24 protein-coding genes and 1 other RNA gene are annotated in these 23,654 nt (G+C 59.6%); 9 read left to right on the top strand and 16 right to left on the bottom strand.

Features of this window, described 5'->3' with window-relative positions:
• The first annotated feature begins 65 nt into the window (after positions 1-65).
• Genes ACB028_RS08655 through ACB028_RS08645 form a run of 3 tightly spaced genes read left to right on the top strand, consistent with a single transcriptional unit; the run spans position 66 to position 3,031 of the window.
• Complete coding sequence (locus tag ACB028_RS08655) at positions 66-1,160, top strand: glycosyltransferase (RefSeq protein ID WP_371144044.1); 1,095 nt, start codon at positions 66-68, stop codon at positions 1,158-1,160.
• 45 nt (positions 1,161-1,205) lie between these two features.
• Positions 1,206-2,399: a glycosyltransferase family 2 protein gene (locus tag ACB028_RS08650; RefSeq protein WP_371144043.1), complete on the top strand. Its 1,194-nt coding sequence runs from the start codon at positions 1,206-1,208 to the stop codon at positions 2,397-2,399.
• Positions 2,396-3,031: a sugar transferase gene (locus ACB028_RS08645; protein ID WP_042069523.1), complete on the top strand. Its 636-nt coding sequence runs from the start codon at positions 2,396-2,398 to the stop codon at positions 3,029-3,031. The genes ACB028_RS08650 and ACB028_RS08645 overlap by 4 nt, the downstream gene beginning before the upstream one ends.
• A gap of 538 nt (positions 3,032-3,569) precedes the next feature.
• Here the strand turns inward: ACB028_RS08645 and ACB028_RS08640 are convergent.
• From ACB028_RS08640 to ACB028_RS08615, 6 genes are all read right to left on the bottom strand, one after another.
• The gene (locus ACB028_RS08640; RefSeq protein ID WP_371144042.1) at positions 3,570-4,571 is read right to left on the bottom strand and encodes a glycosyltransferase family 4 protein; all 1,002 of its coding nucleotides are present in this window, start codon (positions 4,569-4,571) and stop codon (positions 3,570-3,572) included.
• A gap of 82 nt (positions 4,572-4,653) precedes the next feature.
• Entirely contained in the window at positions 4,654-6,141 is a 1,488-nt protein-coding gene (locus tag ACB028_RS08635) for a SpoIIE family protein phosphatase (protein ID WP_371144041.1), read from the bottom strand.
• 10 nt (positions 6,142-6,151) lie between these two features.
• Complete coding sequence (locus ACB028_RS08630) at positions 6,152-6,820, bottom strand: CpsD/CapB family tyrosine-protein kinase (protein ID WP_371144040.1); 669 nt, start codon at positions 6,818-6,820, stop codon at positions 6,152-6,154.
• Position 6,821: 1 nt separating this feature from the next.
• Positions 6,822-8,927, bottom strand: a complete 2,106-nt coding sequence (locus ACB028_RS08625) for an SLBB domain-containing protein (RefSeq protein ID WP_371144039.1) — start codon at positions 8,925-8,927, stop codon at positions 6,822-6,824.
• Positions 8,928-8,945: 18 nt separating this feature from the next.
• A complete protein-coding gene (locus tag ACB028_RS08620; RefSeq protein ID WP_371144038.1) occupies positions 8,946-9,362 on the bottom strand; it encodes a hypothetical protein in 417 nt (138 codons plus the stop codon).
• The gene (locus ACB028_RS08615) at positions 9,359-9,709 is read right to left on the bottom strand and encodes an STAS domain-containing protein (RefSeq protein WP_371144037.1); all 351 of its coding nucleotides are present in this window, start codon (positions 9,707-9,709) and stop codon (positions 9,359-9,361) included. The genes ACB028_RS08620 and ACB028_RS08615 overlap by 4 nt, the downstream gene beginning before the upstream one ends.
• Positions 9,710-10,056: 347 nt before the next feature.
• Between ACB028_RS08615 and ACB028_RS08610 the strand changes: the two genes are divergently transcribed.
• Both ACB028_RS08610 and ACB028_RS08605 read left to right on the top strand, forming a co-directional pair.
• The gene (locus ACB028_RS08610; protein ID WP_026458109.1) at positions 10,057-10,548 is read left to right on the top strand and encodes a molybdopterin-dependent oxidoreductase; all 492 of its coding nucleotides are present in this window, start codon (positions 10,057-10,059) and stop codon (positions 10,546-10,548) included.
• A gap of 4 nt (positions 10,549-10,552) precedes the next feature.
• Positions 10,553-12,376 (top strand): ATP-binding protein, encoded by a 1,824-nt coding sequence (locus ACB028_RS08605; RefSeq protein WP_371144036.1) that lies wholly within the window; start codon positions 10,553-10,555, stop codon positions 12,374-12,376.
• 120 nt (positions 12,377-12,496) lie between these two features.
• Here the strand turns inward: ACB028_RS08605 and ACB028_RS08600 are convergent, their stop codons facing one another.
• On the bottom strand, positions 12,497-13,525 hold the full coding sequence (locus tag ACB028_RS08600; RefSeq protein ID WP_371144035.1) for an MBL fold metallo-hydrolase: 1,029 nt from the start codon (positions 13,523-13,525) through the stop codon (positions 12,497-12,499).
• Positions 13,526-13,646: 121 nt separating this feature from the next.
• A complete protein-coding gene (locus ACB028_RS08595; RefSeq protein WP_371144034.1) occupies positions 13,647-14,630 on the bottom strand; it encodes an aldo/keto reductase in 984 nt (327 codons plus the stop codon).
• 209 nt (positions 14,631-14,839) lie between these two features.
• Here ACB028_RS08595 and ACB028_RS08590 point away from each other — a divergent pair, with 209 nt between their 5' ends.
• Together ACB028_RS08590 and ACB028_RS08585 are read left to right on the top strand one after the other, a co-directional pair.
• On the top strand, positions 14,840-15,823 hold the full coding sequence (locus ACB028_RS08590; RefSeq protein ID WP_371144033.1) for a LysR substrate-binding domain-containing protein: 984 nt from the start codon (positions 14,840-14,842) through the stop codon (positions 15,821-15,823).
• 819 nt (positions 15,824-16,642) lie between these two features.
• A complete protein-coding gene (locus ACB028_RS08585; RefSeq protein WP_371144032.1) occupies positions 16,643-18,799 on the top strand; it encodes a TonB-dependent receptor in 2,157 nt (718 codons plus the stop codon).
• A 105-nt stretch (positions 18,800-18,904) separates the two neighbouring features.
• Here ACB028_RS08585 and ACB028_RS08580 read toward each other — a convergent pair whose 3' ends face one another.
• Both ACB028_RS08580 and ffs read right to left on the bottom strand, forming a co-directional pair.
• Positions 18,905-19,099 carry a hypothetical protein gene (locus ACB028_RS08580; RefSeq protein WP_371144031.1) on the bottom strand — a complete coding sequence of 65 codons (195 nt, stop codon included), beginning with the start codon at positions 19,097-19,099 and terminating at the stop codon, positions 18,905-18,907.
• Positions 19,100-19,280: 181 nt separating this feature from the next.
• An RNA gene (gene ffs / locus ACB028_RS08575) (signal recognition particle sRNA small type) lies at positions 19,281-19,374 on the bottom strand.
• A 269-nt stretch (positions 19,375-19,643) separates the two neighbouring features.
• Between ffs and ACB028_RS08570 the strand changes: the two genes are divergently transcribed.
• Positions 19,644-19,826 carry a hypothetical protein gene (locus ACB028_RS08570; RefSeq protein ID WP_223920027.1) on the top strand — a complete coding sequence of 61 codons (183 nt, stop codon included), beginning with the start codon at positions 19,644-19,646 and terminating at the stop codon, positions 19,824-19,826.
• A 277-nt stretch (positions 19,827-20,103) separates the two neighbouring features.
• On the opposite strand, the gene ACB028_RS08565 is transcribed toward ACB028_RS08570, so the two are convergent.
• The 6 genes from ACB028_RS08565 to radC form a co-directional block, all read right to left on the bottom strand.
• Entirely contained in the window at positions 20,104-20,898 is a 795-nt protein-coding gene (locus ACB028_RS08565; protein WP_223920026.1) for a hypothetical protein, read from the bottom strand.
• Between the two features lie 26 nt (positions 20,899-20,924).
• Positions 20,925-21,476, bottom strand: coding sequence for a recombinase family protein (locus ACB028_RS08560; RefSeq protein ID WP_060389232.1), 552 nt, complete (start codon positions 21,474-21,476; stop codon positions 20,925-20,927).
• Between the two features lie 240 nt (positions 21,477-21,716).
• On the bottom strand, positions 21,717-21,860 hold the full coding sequence (locus tag ACB028_RS08555; RefSeq protein ID WP_005345168.1) for a hypothetical protein: 144 nt from the start codon (positions 21,858-21,860) through the stop codon (positions 21,717-21,719).
• Complete coding sequence (locus tag ACB028_RS08550) at positions 21,857-21,985, bottom strand: hypothetical protein (RefSeq protein WP_254902196.1); 129 nt, start codon at positions 21,983-21,985, stop codon at positions 21,857-21,859. Before ACB028_RS08550 ends, ACB028_RS08555 begins: the two co-directional genes overlap by 4 nt.
• Positions 21,986-22,002: 17 nt before the next feature.
• The gene (locus ACB028_RS08545; protein ID WP_005345165.1) at positions 22,003-22,371 is read right to left on the bottom strand and encodes a DUF2787 family protein; all 369 of its coding nucleotides are present in this window, start codon (positions 22,369-22,371) and stop codon (positions 22,003-22,005) included.
• Positions 22,368-22,835, bottom strand: coding sequence for a DNA repair protein RadC (gene radC / locus ACB028_RS08540; RefSeq protein WP_371144030.1), 468 nt, complete (start codon positions 22,833-22,835; stop codon positions 22,368-22,370). The genes ACB028_RS08545 and radC overlap by 4 nt, the downstream gene beginning before the upstream one ends.
• Before the next feature lie 260 nt (positions 22,836-23,095).
• On the opposite strand from radC, the gene ACB028_RS08535 reads away from it, so the two are divergent.
• Positions 23,096-23,473: a hypothetical protein gene (locus ACB028_RS08535; RefSeq protein ID WP_094697607.1), complete on the top strand. Its 378-nt coding sequence runs from the start codon at positions 23,096-23,098 to the stop codon at positions 23,471-23,473.
• Positions 23,474-23,654 lie beyond the last annotated feature (181 nt).

The following is a 23,654-nucleotide window of genomic DNA, read 5'->3' as shown; positions in this document are numbered from 1 at the left end:
GGTACAGGATTCGCATAGTCCCGCCAAGGGGCCCGGGAAGGCCCGACAACTGTGAGGAGAGCGCCATGCCCATCACCACCGCCAGAACCGCCATCGTGCAAATCGTCCAGCACCTGCAGCCAGGGGGGCTGGAGACCATGGTGCTCAACCTCAGCCAGGCCAACGAACGCCACCAGCCCATGCACATCGTCTCGCTGGAGGGGAGCAAGGAGGCGCTGCTCGCCGCCTGGCCCGCCCTGGGGCCGTTCGCTGCGCGGATCCACTGCCTGGACAAACCCGCCGGCTGGTCGCTGACCACCCTCTATCGTCTGATCCGCCTGCTGCGCCAGTTGCGCCCGGCGGCGGTACACACCCATCATCTGGGCCCCTTGCTCTATGGCGGGCTCGCCGCCCGGCTGGCCCGGGTGGCGAGCCTTATCCACACCGAGCATGACGCCTGGTATCTCGATGACCCCCGCCAGCGCAAGCTGGCGGGGCTGGGGCTGCGCACCTTCAAACCGACTCTGGTGGCGGATGCCGCGCCGGTGGCGAGCCAGCTGCAGATGAGGCTCGGCGCCCTCTCGGCCAAAGTCATTCCCAATGGCATCGACGAGGGGCGCTTTGTCCCCGGCCCAGCCGAGCTGGCGCGTCAGGCGCTGGGACTGCCTCTGGGGGTGAGGATCATCGGCTGCGCCGCGCGCCTTGAGACAGTCAAGGGGCACAGCCTGCTGCTGGAGGCCATGGCGCGCCTCTCCCCCGGGGTGCATCTTGCACTGGCCGGGGTGGGCAGTTTGCAAAATGCGTTGCAGCAGCAGTGCCAGCAGCTGGGGATTGCCCATCGGGTCCACTTTCTCGGCCTGGTGGAACAGATGCCCCGCTTCTATCAGGGGCTGGATCTCTTCTGCCTGCCGTCACTGGCGGAAGGAATGCCCCTGTGCGTGCTGGAGGCCCAGGCCTGCGGTGTGCCCGTGGTGATGAGCGCCGTGGGAGCCGCCGCTGAAGTAGTCTGTCCGGCCAGCGGCCAGCTGCTTGAGGAGCGGGATCCCGCCCTCCTGGCGCAACTTTTGGCACAGGGGTTGCTCAAGTCCCATGGCCTGCGCGCCGTCACCCGTGCCTTTGTCTGCGAGCAGGGCAGCCTGAGCCAGATGGCTCAAGCCTATCAGGCGCTGTACGCCCGCTGAGGCGATGCCACCGACACGCGAAGAGACAGCAAAAAGGAGCCTCCCATGGAATGGATCATGATCGTGTTCTGGTTGTGCGCAGCCCTGGTGGTGTACCACCATGTGGGTTACCCCCTGCTGCTCAAATGGGTCGGCAAACGGGCCTGCTCGCGCCAGCACCAACCGACCCCGCACCAACGGGGTTTTCGGGAAGAGGTCGGCGATGAGCAGCTCCCCGCCATCACCCTGGTGATGCCCATCTACAACGAGGCAACCACCCTGGCGGCCAAGCTGCAGAATCTGGCCAGCCTCGACTACCCGGCAGACAAGCTGGCGGTGCACCTGCATTTTGATGGCTGCACCGACGACAGCTATGCCATTGCCCTCTGCCAGCTCGGCGATCCCGCCTTGCTGCAGCTGCAGATCCGGCTGTTCGAGCACCCGCGCAATCGCGGCAAGGTGGCCGTGCTCAACGAGGCGATGACCCATATCGACACGTCCCTGGTGGCTTTCAGCGATGTGTCGGCCCTGCTGCCCATCGACAGCCTGCTGCTGGCCGCCGCCCACTTTCAGGATCCCGCCGTCGGTGTGGTGGGCGAAGCCTATCGCTTCTGGCAGCCAGGTTCCCAGGGTGAGGCCAGCTACTGGCGCTATCAGAGCCAGATCAAGCTGTGCGAATCCGCCCTTGGCAGCATGCTGGGGGCCCACGGCGCCTTCTACGTGATGCGCAGTGACTGCCTGGCGCCGCTGGCACCCGACACCATCAACGACGACTTCATCCTGCCGATGCAGGCCATCGCCAGAGGCTACAAGGCGGTCTATGACAACCGCTGCGCCGCGCTGGAACTGGAAGTCTCCGATGCCCTGCTGGAAGCGAAGCGGCGCCAGCGCATCGGCGCGGGCAACACCCAGCAGCTGCTGCGCCTGCTGCCCCTGCTCCATCCCAAATTTGGCTGGGTGGCGTTCAACTTTGCCAGTGGCAAGGGCTTGCGGGTACTCATGCCCCTGTGCCTGACCCTGCTCTGGCTGTGCGCCATTCCGCTGGCCATCCACTCGCCCCTGTTCGTGGCGCTGCTGGCCGGCCAACTGCTGGGCTATGCCCTGGTGATGCTGATCCAGTTCACCCCGGTGCACAACTGGCCCGGTCTGTTTCGCAAGATCCACTATCTGGTCCTCGGACACTGGTACAACGGCATCGGCACCCTGCGCTACGGCCTGCGGATGCTGGCGCGCCCCACCGCACAGGAGAGAGCAGCATGAAACACCCCATCCCCAAAGCGACCCTGGTGATCAAGCGCACCATGGATCTGGTCGGCGCCAGCCTCGGCCTGCTGCTGACCCTGCCCCTGTGGCCGTTTATCATGCTGGCCATACGGCTCGACAGCCCGGGCCCGGTGTTCTTTCGCCAGCTGCGCATTGGCCGCAGCCACGCCAGCCACACCGAGCTCTTCTTCATGATCAAGTTTCGCACCATGCGATCCGATGCCGAGGCGGGCACAGGGCCTGTCTGGTGCGGCAAGGCCGACAGCCGGATCACCCGTTGCGGCAACTTTTTGCGCAAGACCCGGCTCGACGAGCTGCCCCAGTTCCTCAATGTGCTCAAGGGGGAGATGTCGCTCATCGGGCCGCGGCCGGAGCGCCCCGGCATCGCCAACCGGCTGGAGGATGCGGTGCCCTTCTTTATCGAGCGAACCTATGAGATCGCCCCCGGCATCACAGGACTGGCTCAGGTCAATCAGGGCTACGACGAGTCGCTGGACGATGTGCGCAGCAAGCTCGCCTTCGATCTGGCCTACTCGGTCGCCCTGCTCCACCCCTGGCGCTGGCTGCTGCAGGACGTGCACATCATCGGCAAGACGGTCGCTATTATGGTGGGCAAGAAGGGACGCTGATCCTCACCTTCTGCCGTCTCTCGGGCCACTGCCAGGGCAGTGGCCCGATGCTTTTCTTCCCTCTGTTGCTCCTGCCTGCAAAGCTCGCATCCCTTGTGGCCATTGCCGCTTATGAGCCGCCGACAATAGCTGACCAGCAGGCGGCCTTGCTGGTTTTCATCTCCCTTGGTTGGCCAACAACAGCGTTCGCATCAGGGCCGAGCTTGGGTGGCGATAGATCGGGTGGCGATAGATAAGCATCCTCCCCTGGACCTTGTCACGCAGAGCCTGCTCTGTTTGCAGGCACTCCTATTGGCTAAGGCACTCTTCGTCGGGATCCCCGACGGCCCGGTACTCAGTACTCAACTCCAAGCACTCAGGCGCATCGCGGCCAAGGCAGGGGAGCAGGCGGCGTGGTTACCCAGACTTTCGCCTGTGGCAGATAGAGACAACTGGAAAAGAAAGATTCGCGGCAAGGCTTGCACCTGAATGACAACCCCAAGGCCATAAAAAAAAGCGAGTGGCTTGGCCACTCGCTTGCTTGGCAGAAGATGGAGATTCAGGCGGTATAGACCGCCAGGATATCGCTCACCCTGTGGTTGACGCTGTAGCCCCGGGCGATGGTCTGGCGGGCCGCCCGGCTCATGGCCCCGCGCACCCGCTCGTCACTGCGCAGCCAGTAATTGACGATATCCGCCATGTCGTGCACCTGGCCAGGTGCCACCAGCCAGCCGTTGGACTTGTTGTCGATAAGGGAGACCAGCCCCCCTACCGCGAAAGTGCAGACCGGGATGCCGTGAGCCATGGCCTCAAGGGCCACCAGGGGCAAGCCTTCGAAGCGGGAGGTGATGCAGAGCAGATCGATCTGCTGCCACTCATCGGCCATCTTGCGAAAGCCGTGAAACGCCACCCTGTCCCCGTATTGCATGCTGAGATCCCCCATGAGTGGGCCTTCGCCATAGAGGTGAAAATCCCCCCCGGGGCAGAGGGCGGCCAGCTGGCAGAACGCCTGCGGCCCCTTCTCGGGGGAGAGGCGACCGACGAAGGCGATGCGGTTACCCGCCACCGCCGCGGGGGCTGCGGGCAGGGGCACAAAGTTGCTGATGACGGTACTCGGCACAGGCAATCTGCGAGCGATGGGCTCGCTCACTGCAATGCACTTCGCAAAGCGCGCCGTGAGCCTATCGAGCCAGCTATAGAGTTTCAGCAAGCCCTCCCCGTCATCCCCGCTGTGAAAGGTGGAAACCACGGGCTTGCCGCTGCACCAGGCGGTGAGGCGCCCCAGGATCCCGGCCTTGTAGCCGTGGGTGTGCAGCAGCACGAAGCCGGGCTGGCGGGCCAGCACTTGCACAAAGTCCCGGCTGTTGCGACAGACCCGGTATGGCAATCCTTGTTGCCTTAGCAGGGCGACAAAGGGAGTCATGCCGTGATCGGCCACCAGCACTATGGTGACCTCCAGCCCTCTGGCCAGCAGATCGCTGGCGAGGTGGGTGATGTGAACCTCGATCCCGCCGACCTGGCGGGCATCGATGGCGAGCCAGACCTGATGTGTGGGCAACATGGGCAACCTCCTCTCGTGGCACCAGACCAGGTGCAGCGGGATGTTGCATAGAGCGGGCCAGACAGGCCGTGGTGACGAGCTTTCAGTCGGCGGGAAAGGCCACCAGCAACAGGGTCATGTCGTCCGGAGCGCTGTCGGCCCTGTCATCAAACCAGTTGGCGATGCGCTGGGCCAGCCGGGCAAGGTCGGGCTCGGGGGCAAGACAGATCTGCTGCAATTGCGCCTCCCACAACTGGCGCTCGGCACTATCCCGGCTCTCCAGCAGGCCATCGGTCCAGAACAGCAGGCGCTCACCCGGTTGGAGCAGATGCTCGCAGGTTTCGAATTGGGGATCCGGTCGCAGGCCGGGCAAGGGCCCGGTGACGCCGAGCTGGCGCATACCGTCCGCCCCGATCAGCCAGGGCGCCGGATGCCCCGCGCTGGCCCAGCGGATCCGTCCGCCCTCCCCCAGCTCGATGCAGAGGGTGGTGAGCAGGGTCGCCCCCAGCAGAGGGTCGCTGTGGACGGCGGTGGAGAGGGTGGTCAGCAGGCTGGCAGGCGATCGCTGCTCGCTCTGGGCGGTCAGCAGGCCGCGCAGATACCCCGCATAGGCGTGGGCGAAGAACTTGGCCTCGGCATCGTGCCCCATCACATCCCCGAGCCAGAGCACCCGATCCCTTACCAGCAGAAAATCCCCCCCGCCCACGGCGGCGGCGCGGGTCTGCAGCGCCAGTTGATAGCCGTGCAACTGGTCTGCCGGCAGCAGGGGACGCAGGGCCGAGGTCATCCGCTGATCCAGCTGATCCCCCCACTGGGCCTTGAGCTGGGCCGAGCGTTGCAGCACCCGGGAGACCGCCAGCTGCAGCGCCTGCTTGGTGATGGGCTTGACCAGAAAATCATCGATGCCGAGGGCACCGGCCCGGCTCTGGGTCCATTGATCCTGATGGCCGGTCAGGAAGATAAAGGGGACGCCGCGCATCTTGGGATCCTTCATCAGCTGCTGGCGCAGGGCGAAGCCGTCGATCCCCTCCATCTCGATATCGGAGAGCACCAGGGCCGGCGGCTGACGACCGAGCGCCTGCAGGGCGGCGCAGGGGTCGGCATAGCTCTCGATCCGATAGTGGTCGTGCAGATAGCCGGTGAGCAGGGTGCGCATCACCTTGTCATCGTCGATGACCGCCACCACAGGCGCCTGTCTGGCACAGCCGCGGGCCCGCAGCATCACCCGGTTGCGATCCCCCTCTCGGCTGAAGTTCACTTCGTCAAACAGCTGGTGCACCAGCGCCAGGCCATAGCCCCCCTCCTGCGGCTCGTCCGGCAGGGGCGTCGCCGCCAGTGCGGGCTGGGGCCCGCCGTCATCATCAAGCAGCAGGCTCAAGCCGGATTCATCCTGCTGCAGGGTGAGCCAGAGCTGGCTCGCCGGCGGCGAACCATGGCGCACGATATTGGTGGCCAGCTCGCTGAAACAGAGCAGCCAGTTGGCCTGCTCCCGGGGAGGCACCTGAAACAGCGCCAACCCCTGGGCCAGGCGGGCGCGCAAGTCGCGCACCGACTGCAGGGTGGCGGGGGCAGATCGCAGCCACTCTTCCATCGCGTCTCCTTCAGATCCGGAAATTGAGCAGGGCACTGCGCCGGCACCAGCGCTTGAGCCACTCGGTCAGTCGATTGCTCGGCAGCCGGTTGAGTTCGCGCAGGATCTCGCTGGCCAGCCCCGGATTGACTCTGTCGTTGAACACGGCCCCCAGCAGGTTGGCCTCGGCCCGGGTCAGCTTCTCCACGGCGCTTTGCACCATGGTGGTCGGCGTCACCCCGGCCAGCACCACCAGCAGGGCCCCCTCGCAGGCGGCGCACACCAGATCCGCCGGGATATTGCCCCGGTTGAGGGCATTGAGGGGGGAGGTATCGAACAGCACCACATCATAGTGCTCGAGCCAGCGCACCAGCAGGGCGCGCAGGGTCTCTTTGTTGCGAAAGGCCATCAGATCCTTGCCGGGCGCCGGCAGCACTGCCAGGGCATGGCCCTGGCTCAGGGGCTCGGGCACATCGTTCGGGCCCCAGGCCAGGGGGGCGGGCCGACCTGGATGGTAGAGATTGAGATCCACCAGCAGGGTCTTGAGGCCGTCCGCCTCGGCGCGCCTGGCCAGCGCCTCGCAGATGGTACTGACCCCCTCGCCCCCCTCGGCCGAGGTCACCGCCAGGGAGCGGATCCCCCGCGCCAGGGTCGAGGCGTAGAGCGATTCCAGTTCCAGGTACTGGATTGGGATGCTCATCTCACAGGGTTCCTATCAGGGCGACGACCGAGATGGTGGTGAGAATGTCCCGCATCCCGTCCATAAAAATGGCCCAGTTGCTGCTCTTGCTGTCGGGGATGAAGACGGTGTCCCCTGCCCTGAGCACCGGCAGCTGGCTGAAATCGGGCTCCTTGGCAAAGCCGTCCAGATCGAAGGTGCGCGCCTGATCCCCCTGCCCGCTGGCCGCCATGTTGATCACCACGATTTTCTTGATGTAGGCCGAACTGGTCGGCCCGCCGGCTTCTGCCAGCAGATCCAGCAGGGTCATGGAGGAGTTGAAGCGATAGCGGCCGGGCCGGGCGATGGCGCCCAGCACCCGTATGGTGTTCTCCTTGGGCTCGTCGAGCCAGGGGCGGTTCTTCTCCGGCAGGTAGATGGAGTCCCCCGGCAACACTTTTGGCAAGAGTGTCTCGTCGCCGGTCTCGAAGTAGAGGGCGAGATCCAGCTTGCTTACCCGCGCCGTACTGCCGTTGCGATGGGCGATGCGCACGTTGCGCAAATCCGCCGCTGCGGTGGGGCCATCGGCGGCGGAGAGGATGTCGATAAAGCCCATCTGATCGTTGAAGGCATAGCGACCCGGGGCACCGACCTGGCCGAAGATGTAGATGGAGCTCTCCGGTGACTGGCGCACCCACTGGGACTTGTTGTCGCTAGGATCGGTGGGCAGCTCGGGGATCATGATGGTGAAACCGGCGTGGATCTTCGGCAGGCTGCCAAGCGCTCCCCCCTGATGGAGGAACTTGTCGAGATCGAAGAGTGTGGGCGTCGCCATTCCCCCGTCCGAGGTCAGGATCTGCACCTTGGCGATATCGGCCCGCTCGCTCGGGCCGCCGGCGTGGGCGATGAGATCGAGCAGGGACATCTCGTCAGACCATTCATAGCGGCCGGGAATGCGCACCGCCCCCATCACCATCACGGCACGCCCCGGCGCCACCTTGAGCCAGGACTTCTCGTTGATGTCGGTCTTCTCGGGGATAAAAATGGCGTCCCCCGGCCTTATCTGGGGCAGCGCCTTCTGCATCCCCTCGGTATAGGCCTGCAGATCGATGGGTTCGACGGTGCCATCGGTGCGCAGCAAGCGGATCTGGCGACTCTCGGCATAGCGGGTCGGACCGCCGGCGTTGGCCAGGATGTCGAGGAAGGAGTCCCCCTCCCGCCCCTCATAGGCGCCGGGTTTGAACACCTCCCCCATGATGTAGATGGTGCGCGCCCCCCGCTTGATCTGCTCCTCATCCTTGGGCACGAAGATGGTGGCCCCGGGAGCCAGGGTGGGCAGCAGCTTGTTGTTGCCCGAATCCAAGTAGGCCTTGAGATCGAACAGCTCGGGGGCATCCCCGTTGATCACCCGGATCCGCTCCACCCCAGCAAAGCGGGTCACGCCACCGGCCCGCATCAGCAGATCCACGATGGAGTTGCCGCTCTTGAAGCTGAAGGCTCCCGGGCTGTTCACCTCGCCAAACACCTTGATCGCCTTGCCGGTGTCGCCATCGCCCCCGGCCGCCAAAGTGGCCGCATCGAAATCAATCTGGACGTTGCCGATGAGGGGGGATGCGGGTACGAATACCACGTCGAGGGATTGCAGCGGGGGCAGCAGGCTGGCGTCGCCGGTATCGAGATAGCGCTTGTAGTCAAAACTGGAGACGGTCTCGCCACGGCGCACCTGCATGTTGTTGAGCTGGGCCCCCGGCACCAGACCGCCGGCAGCATCGAGCGCCATCTGGATGTTGCCGTCGGGGGCGAGATCATAGCTGCCTGGCTTTTTCACATACCCCATGACGCTCACCAGCAGGCGTTTTTCCAGGAGCGTGACGGTCAGTTGGGAGAGGTTGTTGTAGACGGGTTTGAGGGCGGTGCGGATGATAGCGTCGGCCTCTGGGAGCGTCTTGCCCCCGACCACCACGTCCCCTACCTCGGGCAGTTTGATCTCCCCCTGCTTGTTGATCTGGAAGGACTGATCGAAGGCCGCCTCCCCCGGTTGCACTATCGCCAGTCGATCCCCTGGCGCCAGCACGGTACTGGCCAGCAGAGGGCAGGTAAACAGCAAGAAAACAAGACCAATCAATCCTTTGATAGCGCCCCGATTCATAGAGATCCTTTTTGTTCGCTACGTTTGCCCCCACTGGCTCAAGGGGAGTCCCGACCAGTCGGCGCGACAGCCCTCACGGCTTGTCTGCTCCAGCTGCAAACGTACCTGTTGTAATGATTGTGCCAGCATGGCCTGACGCCAGGCGACCTCTGACCAGAGCCGACCATGCATATCCCGTACGATGTCAACTCGTTGAGATTGTAGTAGTTTCAGCCCGGCAGGCATACAGTCGCGCAAATGGGCTTGCTGCAGGGTGGCCAGTTGCTGATCGAGCTCCTGTTGACGCTCATCATACCCTGACCAGAGGCGACGTTCATCCTCGTTCACCGGCAAACGGGTGGGCCTGACCTCGGCCAGCCCGCCATACCCTTGTGGCGGCCACTGGGTACAACCGGCGAGCAGCAGGCAGGTCAGCAACAGGCCCCACCCCTTCATGATGCGGCCGCCACCATGCCGCGGGTGCGCATATAAGCTTTCACGCTATCATGGCAGGGGATCACCTTGTCTATATGTAACATTTCCAGCAGGTCATGGGGTTGACCCGGCCCACAAATCAGCGCCAGCTGATGCCCATTCATGATCAATCGCTTGTAGAGAAAGACCAGCGCCCCGATCCCGGACGAATCGATGAAGTGGACATCGCTGATGTCGGCGAGCACATTGCCCCCGTGCAGCGACAGTTTCTCGAACAGGGGACGCAGTTCGGTGACGGCCATCGCATCGAGTTCACTCTCCAGAACGACGACCTGGGTATCGTTGATGGTGTAGGTCATGCTTTCCATGGTTACGCTCCTTATCTCTGCCAGATATGCCAGGGTGGCTCACTTGTCACGACAGTGGGGACAATGCAAGGGCCATGCCTGGACAAATCGGCCCCATAAGATTCCCAGTTATCCCTCGTCAGCCTCTCCATTTGAAGCACCTTGCACCGGATTTCGTTGCCAATTTGCAACTTGACCCGACCGGCCCATTGCAAAGTGCAATGAAAATGGGTTTGATGAGCGCCCTTTTCGCTCGCAAGGCCCGCCAATAGGGGATCTGACCGTTCGGCCCGCTTCTTGCTTTACCCTCTCTGCCGGTGCTTGCCGTTGCCCTGGTGTCAGCTTCGAACGGATTCATGGAGGAAGGTATGAGATTCACTTTGTATGTAGCACCGCTTCTGGTCGCCCTTTGCGGGGCCGCGCAGGCCACCCCCTCTCCCGACAGCGCCCTGCTCAAGGTGGAAGGCGCCATCACCCAACCCAACTACCAGCAGCTGGCCCTGTGGGACAGCGCCATGCTGGATCAACTGCCCGAATACGAGATCAAGACCCACACCCCCTGGTATGACGAAGAGAAGACCTTCCGCGGCCCGCGCCTGAGCGATCTGCTGGCCAAAGTCGGCGCCAGCGGCAAGCAGCTGACCATCACCGCCCTCAATGACTATTCGGTCCAGGTCCCCACCAGCGATGCCAGGCAATACGAGGTGATCCTGGCCCGCAGCATCGATGGCAAACCGCTCTCGGTGCGTGACAAGGGGCCGCTGTTTCTGATCTATCCGTTCGATCAGTACCCGGAGCTTCGCAACAAGCTCTATTACGGCCGGGCCATCTGGCAGATCAGCCAGATCAAGGTGGAGTAACCCCATGCGATCCATGGCTGCGAGCCAGCGCTCCCTGTTCGTGGTGCTCTGCGTCCTGCTGTTGGCCTTTGCCGGTATCGGTACCATCCAGTACCGGCAATTCCAGGATCTGCAGCGCAGCACCAGCCAGGGTGAAGACAACGTCATGTGGAACTATTTCCAGCTCTACAACGAGGCGCTGCGCTTTCAAAACGCGCTGCGCCATGACTCGCAAGCCAAATTCCAGCTCAGATATGACATCCTGGTCAGCCGGATGGAGCTGGTGCTGGAGAGCAAGGATCGCAACCTGTTGCAGCAGACCCCGATTTACCAGCAGGCCAGCAAGGGGATCCGCCGTTATATCGCCCTCGCCGATCTCTGGCTCGGGCCGGGTCAGGACAAACCGCTGGATCAGGCCGCACGTCTGCAGCTGAACCAGCAACTGGAGCAGCTGATCCCGCAGCTCCATCAGCTGACCCTGGAGGTCAACGAGCAGGCGACCCTGTTCGACGTTGCCCGCCGTGATGGAGTGCGCAAGCAGATCATCACCACCACCCTGATCGCCACCCTGCAGTTTGCCTTATTGTTCGTGCTTGCCCTGCTCATCTGGCGGCAGATGAATATTTCGTTCCTGCAGCACAAGATGATGCAGCAGCTCAACGAGAAGCTGATCCGGGCCAACCGCGAGGCCGAAGCGGGCAAGCGGGCGAAAAGCAGCTTTTTGGCCAACATGAGCCACGAGATCCGCACCCCGATGAACGGCATCCTCGGCATGCTCTCCCTGCTGGCCGATCGCGAGATGGATCCCAGGGAGCGGGACTACCTGGACACGGCCCGTGAATCGGCCAACCACCTGCTGGGGCTGCTCAACGACATTCTGGATATCTCCAAGCTCGAAGAGGGGCGAATTGAGCTGTTGCTGGCCCCCCACCACCTGCCCCAACTGCTGGAAGACAGCCGGGCACTGATGCAGAGCAGTTGTGACGAGAAAGGGATCCGCCTCAATCTGACCCTAGCCCCGGATACACCGGAGTGGCTGATGATTGATCCCCTGCGGGTGCGCCAGATCCTGTTCAACCTGCTGAGCAATGCCATCAAGTTCACCCACCAGGGCGAGGTCAATGTCAGGGTGGACAGCCAGCCGCTGGACAAGGAACGCCACGCCATCCGCATTGCCATTCAGGACACGGGGATCGGCATGAGCCAGCACCAGATAGAGAACCTGTTTCAACGCTTCTCCCAGGCCGATGTTTCCATCACTCGCCAATATGGCGGCTCGGGCCTGGGCCTCGAGATCTCCCGCAACCTCGCCCGCCTGATGGGAGGGGACATATCGGTCGAGAGCCGGGAGGGATGCGGCAGTACCTTTACCTATACCTGGCCCGCTCAGGCCACCACCCCCTCCATCGTCTGCCTCCCCGCCAAACCCGTGGTGCAGGAGAGCTATCGCATCCTGCTGGTGGATGACAACGCCACCAATCGCAAGGTGATAGGCGCCATGCTCAACTCCGTCGGCCATCAGGTCACCCTGGCGGTTCAGGGGGAAGAGGCGCTGACCAAACTGGCACAAGCCACCTTCGATCTGGTGCTGATGGATGTGCAGATGCCGGTCATGGACGGGCTGGCGGCCACCACCCATATTCGCGCCTCACGCCAACACTGGGCCAACATTCCCATCATCGCCCTGACCGCCGATGCCATGCCCGAATCGAAGCAGTACTATTTGTCCCACGGGATGAACGGCTATATCACCAAGCCCATCAACAAAGAGACGCTGCTGGGTGAGATAAACAAATATGTGGCGCGCGACCAGCGCCAGCGCGCCATGTCCATCGGCAACCCGGCCTGAGGAAGCGCCGCCGCGCCAGATTCAGCACCGGTGCTCAGCGGCTTGATGGTTCAGTATTTGGTTCGATAAGACGGGCGCCTTGCTGGGGCGCCCGTTTTCATCCTTGAGCCAGACCATGGCTCACTCCCGCCACCAAGTGCTGCCACCATGGGGAGACAGAAAGGACAGAGGCTCGCCCATCATGGGGGTGGTCAGCGGGATCTGCTGTTCGGTCGCCAACCGGGTTATTTGCTCCAGGGGCTCATCCCATGGGTGCATGGCGAGATCAAAGGTGCCGTTGTGGATGGGATAGAGCCAGGCGGCGCGCAGATCGTGAAACGCCTGCGCGGTCTGGGCCGGAAACATGTGCACATGGGCCCAGCGCGAGTTGTAGGCACCCGTCTCGAGGAAGGCCATGTCAAACGGGCCATGGCGCTGCCCTATCTCCTTGAAGCCGGCGAAATAGCCGCTGTCACCGCTGAAGAACAGTTTGAAATCGTCGCTGCGAATGACCCAGGAGGCCCACAGGGTCTGGTTGCCATCGCCCAGGCCGCGGCCGGAGAAGTGCTGGGCCGGTGTGGCGATGAGTTCAATGCCATCAACCCGGGTCTGCTGCCACCAGTCCAGCTCCCTGATCTTGTGCGCAGGTACGCCCCAGGCGCGGAGCCTGGCCCCGACCCCGAGCGGGGTGATGAAGTGCGCCACCCGCCCTTGTAGCGCCACTATGGTGGCGTGATCGAGGTGGTCATAGTGATCGTGGGAGAGGATCACCCCTTCAAGAGGCGGCAGATCCTCAAGGGCCATGGGCGGGGCGTGCCAGCGCCTGGGGCCGAGCCATGAGAGTGGTGATGCGCGCTCGCTGAAGACGGGATCGGTCAACCAGAACTTGCCGCGCAATTTGAGCAGCAGGCTGGAGTGACCCAGCCGCCAGACGCTGGAATCCGGAGCCGCCATGACATCCGCAAGGGTCATGGCCTGCACCGGGATGGCGCGATCCGGCAGGGTGCCGGCAGGCTTGCCAAACAGGAAGTCACGCCAGATCCCGACCCCCTCCCAGAAACTGCGCTCCGGAGGCGCCACCAGATTGTGAAACTGGCCTGCCCGATACTGGGTTGAGTCCTGGTGTTCGGGCAGACCCGATTGCAATACAGACGAGATAATACCGGCCATCGCGGCTCCTGTGAGTCATAACAACATAACGGCCCTGGCGAACCGGGGCGGCGCGAGAAAGCACCTCAAAGCGCTGTATGAACCAGGCTTCTTGGCAAGGCTCGCTTTCAAGCAGGGTGCCTTAGCGCCCCACCAGTTTTCCCAGGTGCGCCGGGTAGCGCCCCCCTTCCAGCTCGATGCCTGCTACGGCAGCGTCAATGTCGGCCAGCTCGCGGCTGCCGAGCCTGATGGCGGCCGCTCCCAGGTTCTCTTCCAGCCGGTGCAGCTTGGTGGTGCCCGGAATGGGCACGATCCAGGGCCGCTGGGCCAGCAGCCAGGCAAGCGCAATCTGCGCTGGCGTCACCCCCTTGCTGGCAGCCAGATCCCCCAGCACCTCGACCAGACGCAGGTTGGCCGCGCGGGCGCTTTCGGCAAAGCGCGGCACTATGCTGCGAAAATCGGTCGCCTCGAAGCGGGTATCGGCCTTGATGGTTCCTGTCAGAAAGCCCTTGCCGAGCGGGCTGAACGGCACGAAACCTATCCCCAGCTCGTCGAGCAGCGGCAGGACCGTCTGCTCGGGCTCACGCCACCAGAGGGAATATTCGCTCTGCAGCGCCGCCACCGGCTGCACCTTGTGGGCACGGCGGATGGAATCGACGCCGGCCTCGGACAGACCGAAGTGGCGCACTTTCCCCTCGCGGATCAGATCCTGTACGGTGCCGGCCACCTCTTCCATCGGCACCTCGGGATCGACGCGGTGCTGGTAGAAGAGATCGATGACATCCGTGTTGAGCCGGCGCAGGGAGGCCTCAGCCACGGCGCGGATATTCTCCGGCCGGCTGTCCAGCCCATCGGGTACCTTGCCGTTCTTGAAGCCGAACTTGGTGGCTATCACCACCTTGTCGCGAAACGGGGCCAACGCCTCCCCCAGCAGCAACTCGTTGTCGCCCGGGCCATAGGCCTCGGCGGTATCGAAGAAGGTGACCCCGAGCTCATAGGCACGCCGGATCAGGGCGATCGCCTCCGCCTTGTCGGTGGCGGGACCATAGCCAAAGCTCAAGCCCATGCAGCCCAGACCGATGGCGGACACCGTCAGTCCGCTGTTACCCAATTGACGTGTTTGCATGCTTGCTCCTTTTCTCACAATGCAGCCGAAACTGCCCTGGTAACCATGGATGCACAGCCCCTTGTCTCAACCAACCCGAAGGGGAGTCAAGCGCTAAAGGCTGGCGCGGTCGATGGACGAACTATAGAGATGGGATAAACATCGAACTAGACGGTAAATGGCGGAATCAGTTACAACCAAATGATGTAAATCCATGAGCCAGACCATGCATGATCAACGAATTGCGTTCCATCACCACCTTCGTACACACGGCCGAGCTGGGCAGCCTTAGCAAGGCGGCCGAGGCCCAGCAGATCTCTCCCCAGGCCGCCAGCAAGGCGCTCGGGCAGCTGGAAAGCTCTCTGGGGGTACGCCTGTTTCATCGCACCACCCGCAGCATGTCGCTGACCGAAGAGGGGCAACGATTTCTGGAGGCGGCGCAGCCTGCCCTGCTCGGCCTGCAGCAAGCCCTGACGGCGGCGCGCCAGACCCGTGAGGAGTTCGCCGGCCCGCTGCGAATAGTGGGCCCGCGCTCCGTGGTGCAGACGGTCATAGGGCCGCTGCTGGAGGAATACTGCCACCGCTATCCCGATGTGCAGCCGGATATCCGGCTCGATGACAGGGTCGGCAACTGGGTGGAGGAGCGGGTCGATGTGGGGCTGCGCATCGGCATCTCGCCCCAGGAGGGGCTGATCGCGCGCCGCCTGTTCCCCATGCAGCTCATCATCTGCGCCGCCCCCGCGTATCTGCGCAAATATGGCGTCCCCCTCACCCTGCACGATCTTGCCCTGCATCGCTGCAGTGCCTTTCGCCACGCGGGCAACGGGCGCCTGATCCCCTGGTACGTCAAGATGGGGGACGAGCTGCAGGAGCATCCGGTGCGCCCGGCACTCTCCACCAACGACGAGATGGTGGAGCTGGGGGCCGTGCTGGCCGGCGACGTCATCGGCCAGCTGGCCGGGCCGACGGCGGCGGCGCATATCCGCGCCGGCCGCCTGGTGCCTTTGCTGCTCGAGCACATGACCCAGATGCACGGCCTGTTTCTCTACTACGGCAGTCGCGCCGCCCAGCCCGCCCGGGTGCGCCACTTCATCGATCTCGCAATAGCCAGCCTCGCGGACAACCGGGAATATGTGCTCGACATGGATGAACTGGAGCAGGCCCACCGGATCGGCACGGCCTTGCCATACGAAGAGTCGCCGACAAGGGATTGACGAGATGACCGGTGCTTTGATGGCTGCGGTGAATAACCGTGGTCCCCTTCCTGCGAAGCACACGGCTTTTGTGCCCTCGGGAGCAGGATCTATCCCACCTCCAGTACCCCTTTCAGGAGGGCTGAAATCAAACAGCCCCGTTTCCTGCCAGCTGCGGGCTCTCTCCAGCTTGCTGATAGATAGAGCAGTTAATGCTTTGTTGATGGCGTTCACCAAATTGCAAAAAACCGTTGAAAGCTCAAATGATAATTAATATCATTTGTTCGTTTGCAAGGTAGCGAGAAAGAGGATGGAGCCTGATAGCAACCGGCTCGACACGGATCATGTACCCACGTGGTTAGCTCCGCCTTATCTGTGATTGCACCTGCTCTCCATTTTAGTTATGGAGCGCCAGTCGACACCGGTTATGCGCAGCAATGATGACAGTCACTTTTATCCATGTGTGTTTGCCGAGCGCTCGAGATATTCATATTCCGCCGAGTAGCTGTCCGGTATTTGGCACTCATGAAGACTCTTCATATGCATTAGTGCTCACTCGAAATCAGTTTGATGTGCTTGCTTTAAATCACCTACAAATGACATGGAAGGATATTTATAAAATACGTATTTGTGAATAATCACCTTGCAAAACAGGCGGGTATCCATTGCCCATATAGAGTCTGTTATTTACCTAACGCCTGAACTTAAAAATACAACCGAATGGGTAATTTAAACGGCTCTGAGTTGGCACTGCCAAAAATTATTTTTAGATAAGCACACTGCTTATCATCATTGTAAAACTGATTTTTACGGATTTATTACTATAAAATAGGGAAGGAAATGAAAGTCAATAATGAAAAATTGCGCTTATCCACAGCCGCATTAGCGGTAGCAAGTGCACTCCTAACGACTCCTGCTCTAGCATCAGAGTCCACCTCGTTCGATGAAATGGTCGTCGTCTCAAGTCGCACGCCAAAAGCCATCAGCGATATTCCCGGTACAGTCTGGTATATCGATTCTGAACGCATCGAGCAGGAGTACCGTGGTGGTAAATCCTTAGGAGAAATTCTGGCATCATCGATTCCTTCCCTGGATATCAGCAGCGGAGCACGAACCAATTACGGCCAAAACCTGCGCGGACGAAAGATGCTGGTCATGATTGATGGCATTTCCCTGCAATCATCCCGTCAAATCAGCCGTTATATGGACTCTATTGATCCATTCAACATTGAGCGCATTGAAGTGTTGTCAGGAGCCACCTCTATCTATGGTGCCGGCGCGTCTGGCGGGGTGATCAACATCGTAACCAAAAAAGCCACGAATGAAGAACTCGAGTTTGAATCCTATGTCGGCACCACCTCCGGCTTTAACTCGGGTGAAGACCTTGACTACAAGCTCGCCCAATCTATTTCTGGAGGAAATGACAAGGTGAAAGCACGCACCTCTGTCGTTTACTCGGAATCACAAGGCTTTTTTGACGCCGATGGCGAGATCATTACGCCGGATATTTCGCAAGGTTCACTGCAGTTCAATCAGACCGTTGATTTCTTGACCACTGTGGGTATCAACCTGTCAGATACCAAACACCTCAACCTGCTGGGCCAATACTATGACAGCCAACAGGACTCCCCTTATGGCCTATATATTGAAAATGGCGACTTTATCGACGTAAGAAAAGGCTTCGACTCGGATCGCGAACATGGCACGACGCGGGTAATGCTCAGCACATCTTATATTGACGATAAGTTTTTGGATCACCAGCTGATCACCGAAGTGTCCTATCGCAAGGAAGATCAGACCTATACCCCTTATTTCAGCTCATCGGGCCAGCAAATTAGCGACGTTTTTTCGGTAAAGGCTGCGCTGGCGAAAAAATTTGACAAACTCAACCTGGTATATGGCCTTGATGCATACCAGGACAAACTGGAAAGCAATCAGGCGCTCTATGACCCTGTCCTTGCAAATAATACGGGGAGCCTTCTCAACCGCACCTACGCACAAGTCGGCCGCTATCCGGGTATTGAAGTGGGCTCGGTGGCCGGATTTGTGCAGGCAGACTACGCCATCACTGATGACTGGATCGTGGAAGGCGGCTTTCGCTACCAATACATGACCAATAAAATCGACGATTTTGTCGGTTATCAGCAGCAGCAAAGGATCGCCGCAGGTAAAGGCTCTTCCGCAGACGCCGTGCCCGGAGGCGAGACAGACTACAGTGTTGGCTTGTTCAACCTCGGCACCATTTATCATCTGAACGATAGCTCGCAGGTATGGGCAAACTTCTCGCAAGGTTTCGATCTTGCCGATCCGGCCAAGTACTATGGTCAGGGGGAATATACCCGGGTCGGCGATCACTGGCAGCTCAACAAGAGCATCAACGTCAACGACTCCAAAATGTCCGGTATAAAGACCAATAGCGTTGAACTTGGCTATCGCCTTGATCAGGGTGGTTTCAATTTCCAGACTGCTGCCTACTACTCTCACTCGGACAAGTCAGTGGAGTACAACAAAAAGACCCTGCTTATCGAAGAGCTGGCAGACAAGAAACGCGTGTATGGCCTGGAAGGCATGGCTTCCTACTGGGTGCATGACAACATCCAGCTAGGGGCAGCTGGCCACTATGTTGTCTCTGAAATCAAGGGAGATAACGGCTGGCAAGATATGACCGCCGGTGAAGCCAGTACCTCAAAAGCCAGCGCCTGGGCAGGCTGGTATGGTTCAGCCCTCTCGCTCAAGGTGCAGAGCCAAACCATGTTTGACTACGAAGACAGCGAACAGAACAAGTTGAATGGTTACACTGTGTTTGACTTGTTGGGCAGCTACCAACTTCCGGTCGGGAGCCTGGGTTTTGGCGTCCAGAACCTGTTTGACCGGGACTACACCACCATCTGGGGACAACGCGCCCAGATTGTCTACTCGGCTCACTATGAACCGGCCGCCTACGACTACAAGGGGCGTGGCCGAACTTACACATTGAACTATCAAGTGAAGTTCTAAACCTCACACATATAAAACCGCCCCGATGGGCGGTTTTACTCTTTTTTGCATCTTCGCGTGCCATTCAATCCGGGTACTTTGCCAAGTCGATGGCTTTTTTGATTGTCAGGAGCTATCGGTCCCCTGAGCAACGCTTTCTCTTTTAACCAGGGAGCGCAGAGTTCTGACTACTATCCAGGTTGAGCGGGTGCTACTGACCGCGGCAATGGCAATGGCAATGGCAATGGCAATGGCAATGGCAATGGCAATGGCAATGGCAATGGCAATGGCAATGGGAGAATGACGACTGGATAAGTACAAGTACACACCACTACGAGCACAAACAAGCCACTGGATCAGCTTGCGGTAGTTGCCAGAGATCATGCAAAGGGAGCGGTAGAATCGCCAGGAAGCGTGCTTAACTATCCACACAAAGTGGATTACCAAGAGGTCTGAAGGGGTGCTGGGAGCTAACTTATTGAATGGCAGAAACAAGTGGTGGCCCTACCAGCCACATCCCGGCACTCGAGTCCCCCGCCTTGGCTGCTACCTTCCGGTCCTGACCAGGTCGACGGGTTATCAATGCGAGCCCAAATAAATCAGGCACTTGGGGATGGAACTGATTGCCATCACAGTGTTCTGAAACCTCAACAAGCGAGAATCCGCCGCAAGTACGGTCATCCACATCAAGTGGACATGCTTAAATGGGTAACAAACAGGGCAATCCTACCCGCCCTCCCCCGTACACTGCAAGCACCTCATTAAAGACCCCATCCCCTCCCGCAGCAGTTCAACAATCAACCCAATGTTGAGCAAAATGACATCTAATGATAACTTTGGGTCTCACTTAAACCCGAGGTGACATATGGCTACGAACACAGGCAAAGGCTATCGACAAGGTTCCGTCAACGACCGTACCCAGGTAAAAAATCCGGTGACTGGAAACTGGGTGAAACGGGACGCTGACACTGGCCGCTTTATCGACCAGAAACAAGATGGAGAACCCTTCAAAGGGGTAGCCAAAGAAACCGACAACCGCCGTAAGTGAGATCGCCGATGACCGACCAGTGTTCTTGTGGCCAGCCACTCAATCATTCTGTTGTGTTCCATCAAAACGGGCAGAAACTCAAAAGCTGCCCGAACTGTTCAGAACAGGCTGGCGTTCATGTGTTCTATCGGGCAGGAGAATTCGGATTCAGACGGATGGCTGGTGTAACCAGGATACAATCATGGTGCCGTGGTTGCCGAGCCAAGCACCGCTACCGGCTTGATGCCTTGCATACCTGCTAAAGAAAGGAGCTCTGATGTGAGCTCCTTCAAGTCTACTAGGCCAGAATCGCCACTGCCGGAAACAGCAGAAGCAAATGGAACACAAACAGGATCGGGGTAGGATAGCCCTGTGCCTTCCCTAACGCCTCTTTCGCCTCTTCTGCAAGGTTATCGCTGTTGCGGTAACTTGGGATCAAGAAGAGCAGAGCCAAGCCAACGTAGACCATGACTTGGCTGGCCAATATCCAGGAGTCATAGCCTAGCTCCGACAAAAACTCTGATGTTTTGAGTCCAACGTCATAGCCGAGGCCAAGATCATTGGATAGTCCATAAATCCTTGCAAAGTGTGCAGAACGTTCAATGCTGATGAACCATCCGATCACGAATCCTGTCGCAGTCATCGCAACAGTAGCCACACCGATCATGCGGCTCAGCGGGTCTGTGAGTACGGCAGCCTGGAGACGCTTTTCGTAGCCAATAAAGACCAGAATGGCCCAGTGCAGAGTACCAACTACAACAGTGCCCATGATGATCCCAAGCCCTGCGTTGTAGTTAATGCTCATCCCCATGCGAGGCAGCAGAAACTGCCAGGCGAGCACGAGAAGTGCCGTCAGCCACAACCCCCACAGGTGAGCCCTCAGCATGCCCGAGAGATAGGCGTTATAACTGCAGATCCCGCCCCGCAGATAAGGGTTGTTGTTGACCTCGCTTGAATTGGACGGAAGTTCTAGTCGCACAGATTGCTTTAGCCAATCGCGATAGCGGGCCCACTTACCTGCGACCTGTGCCGATGCTGTTTCCCGCTGCTCGAAGAACCGGCCGGACTCTTGTTTCGTCTTCTCTTGTTCCATGTAGTTTTCCTTGTTGTCAAAACTATTCATTCGCCAGACAGTCCACGCAAGATCCGCTGCACACTGGAGAGACTGATCCCCGTTCGACGTGCGATTTCGGCCTTGGCTAGTCCCCGTTCAGCGAGTGACAGCACCTCCTCCCCTTTAGCCATGGCGGTCGGCTTGCGACCTTTGTAGACCCCACGCTGTTTTGCCATAGCAATCCCTTCTGCCTGACGCTCCAGCATCAGCTCCCGCTCAAACGTGGCGATGGCACCGATCATGGTTAACATCAGTTTTCCGGTAGGTGTCGAGGTATCGATACCCAGATTCAAAATCCTCAGAGCAACCCGCTTAGCGTGCAGGTACTCTGAGATCTCCAACAGATGGCGAGTGTTGCGAGCCAAGCGATCCAGCTTGGTCACCATCACCACGTCTCCCTCACGAACAAAATCCAGCATCAACGCGAGCTGAGGGCGGTCATCCTTTGCACCGCTCACCTTCTCCCTGAATATCTTGCTGCACTCGGCCAGAGCCTGAAGCTGGGCATCCAGGCTCTGCCCCACAGTGCTGACACGTGCATATCCCACCAGTGCCATGGTCTCCTCCTGGTCAATAGGGCAAGGTATACTGACGCGACCGGTCAGAAGGTCGAAAGGAACCCATATGACCGGCAAAAAGTGGCACTTTCGCTCGCGTCACACGGGCTTGGTCTATTGACCTGTGCCAGTGATACAAATGAAAACGGGCCACTCCGTGATGGAGGGCCCGCAAGGGTAGTCAACCAGATGCTCTGGCTGCTCTATCTATTGGTCATGCAGGGTGCCGACCGGGGGATCTCAATGACGCGTCGCCCCGCCCGGCATCCGCAATACCTTGGCCAGCTCCTCGGCATGAGCCTTGTCACGGGCGATTAGGCGGATCATCAGGGTTCCCCCTGCAATGGCAACCAGAGTCACCGAGGTCAGGATCATTTTGTTCATGGGTAGTCCTCTTCGTTCATGTTGTAGAAGTGCGGCGGCATGTAGCGGGCCATCATCGCGTTGACGATGACAGACGCGAACGCCGTCAGGGCTGCCTTCAAGGCGTCCAGCAGCAAGGTTTTCATGAAGTCATTCATAGCGATCACTCAGGGGTTATTTTCAGGCGGTAGACCTCCATCCGGTGATAGTCGAGAAAGTTCCTCTCCCAGAGCCGGTAGAGGTCCATGGTGGTGGCCAGCGGCCGCTCTCCACACCAGAGCTGGGAGGCCAGCCCGGCGTTGAAGTCAAAATCGAGATCCTTGACCAGCTCGCCACCGAGGTAAGTGAACTCGGTAACGTAGGCCATCCCCCAGCTACCAGCCCGTTTCTCCAGACGAATTTCGACCGGACGGTAACCCCCCGTGTCGGCGGAATAATCGGGACTTCGGAAGTTGAGGGTCAGGGCAGTGGCATCGGGGTGGAGGTCGATTAACTTGGCGAACAGGGCCTGTAGCGGTTTGGATGGGGTCATAGCAACCCCCTGTCGGCAAACGAGACGATGTCATGCTGTCCCACCACAAAGTGGTCGAGCACTCGCACGTCTACCATCTCAAGCAGATCCTTGAGACGAGTGGTAATCGCTTTGTCTGCATCTGAAGGGTCGACCATACCGGAGGGGTGGTTGTGGGCCAGTATGACCGCTGCGGCGTTTCTGTTGAGGGCCGCCTTGACCACCTCACGGGGATGAATAGTGCCGGCATTGATGGTGCCGAAGAACAGCTCCTGGTAATCGAGCAACCGGTGTTGATTGTCGAGCAGCATGACGGCAAACACTTCCCGCTCGTACTCCCCCATCTTGAGCCGAAGGAAGTCTGCTGCCGCTTTGGGTTGAGTGAAGGCGTGGCCCAGATGCCGCTGTCGGCTCTCCAGAATGGCCAATGCCTGATTGATGATGTGATCACCGTGTCCGGGATGATCATCGTAGTGGTGTGTCATAACAGTAACCTCGCGTCGTTTGGGTACACGAGTTACTTATGCCAAGGGGCCTGGTTGTTATTGAATCCGAGCGGGGCTGGTATAAGGAGTGCGGGGCCCACATTCACCTACGAGCCCTCTTAAAAATTTTTAGACGGATTTCACGGTTTTCCCTTTTATGACGCGATATGTTTCCACTCGTGGTCAAAAAAGAAGGATTAAAACCCACTTGAGACCAATTTTTAGCAATATCGTCTCGTTTTGTGTGAAGGAGAACACCAGTGGCAACTACTCATTTTATCCCCGCTCAGCCCAGTGAGTACGGTTACATCATTGTCGAACCAAATGACAACGGAGAAACGACCCTTGAGCGTTACCCATTGCTCGGGTACGCCGTCAAGATTACAGAAGGCAAGCCAGAAGACTTCAAGATACAGACACAGCCAGTCTGCACAACAGGTGAGAGCTTCACCCCAAACTTCATCCAGCGTTATGACGGCACCTTCAGCCGAGCTGATGGCGAGTACCTCTGTCACTCCCTGTCAGAGATGATGAATCTGTTCGGTTTCGAAGCAGATGATCTGCATACTCTGCCCCCGGCAAATGCCAAAGAGCTGTCAGGATACGTCTGGCGCCCACTGCGGAATCCGCAAAGCTAATATCTGCTGATTTTGGATCTGGCCCTTTTGCCCGCTATCAAAGGCAAAGGGGCCATGTCGGATGTTCAATCTGCTGAAATTTCATTTGTTTATAGAACTTTTCTGTTTGAAATCTCGCAGAAAAAGTTCTTAAAAATGCCAAAATTTCAGCAGAATGGCTGCTCTTAGTCGCCCCCTATGG

It is taken from the genome of Aeromonas sp. S9(2024) (assembly GCF_041403185.1).
Lineage (GTDB): Bacteria > Pseudomonadota > Gammaproteobacteria > Enterobacterales > Aeromonadaceae > Aeromonas > Aeromonas enteropelogenes.
This window is presented reverse-complemented; position numbering and strand designations above follow the sequence as displayed.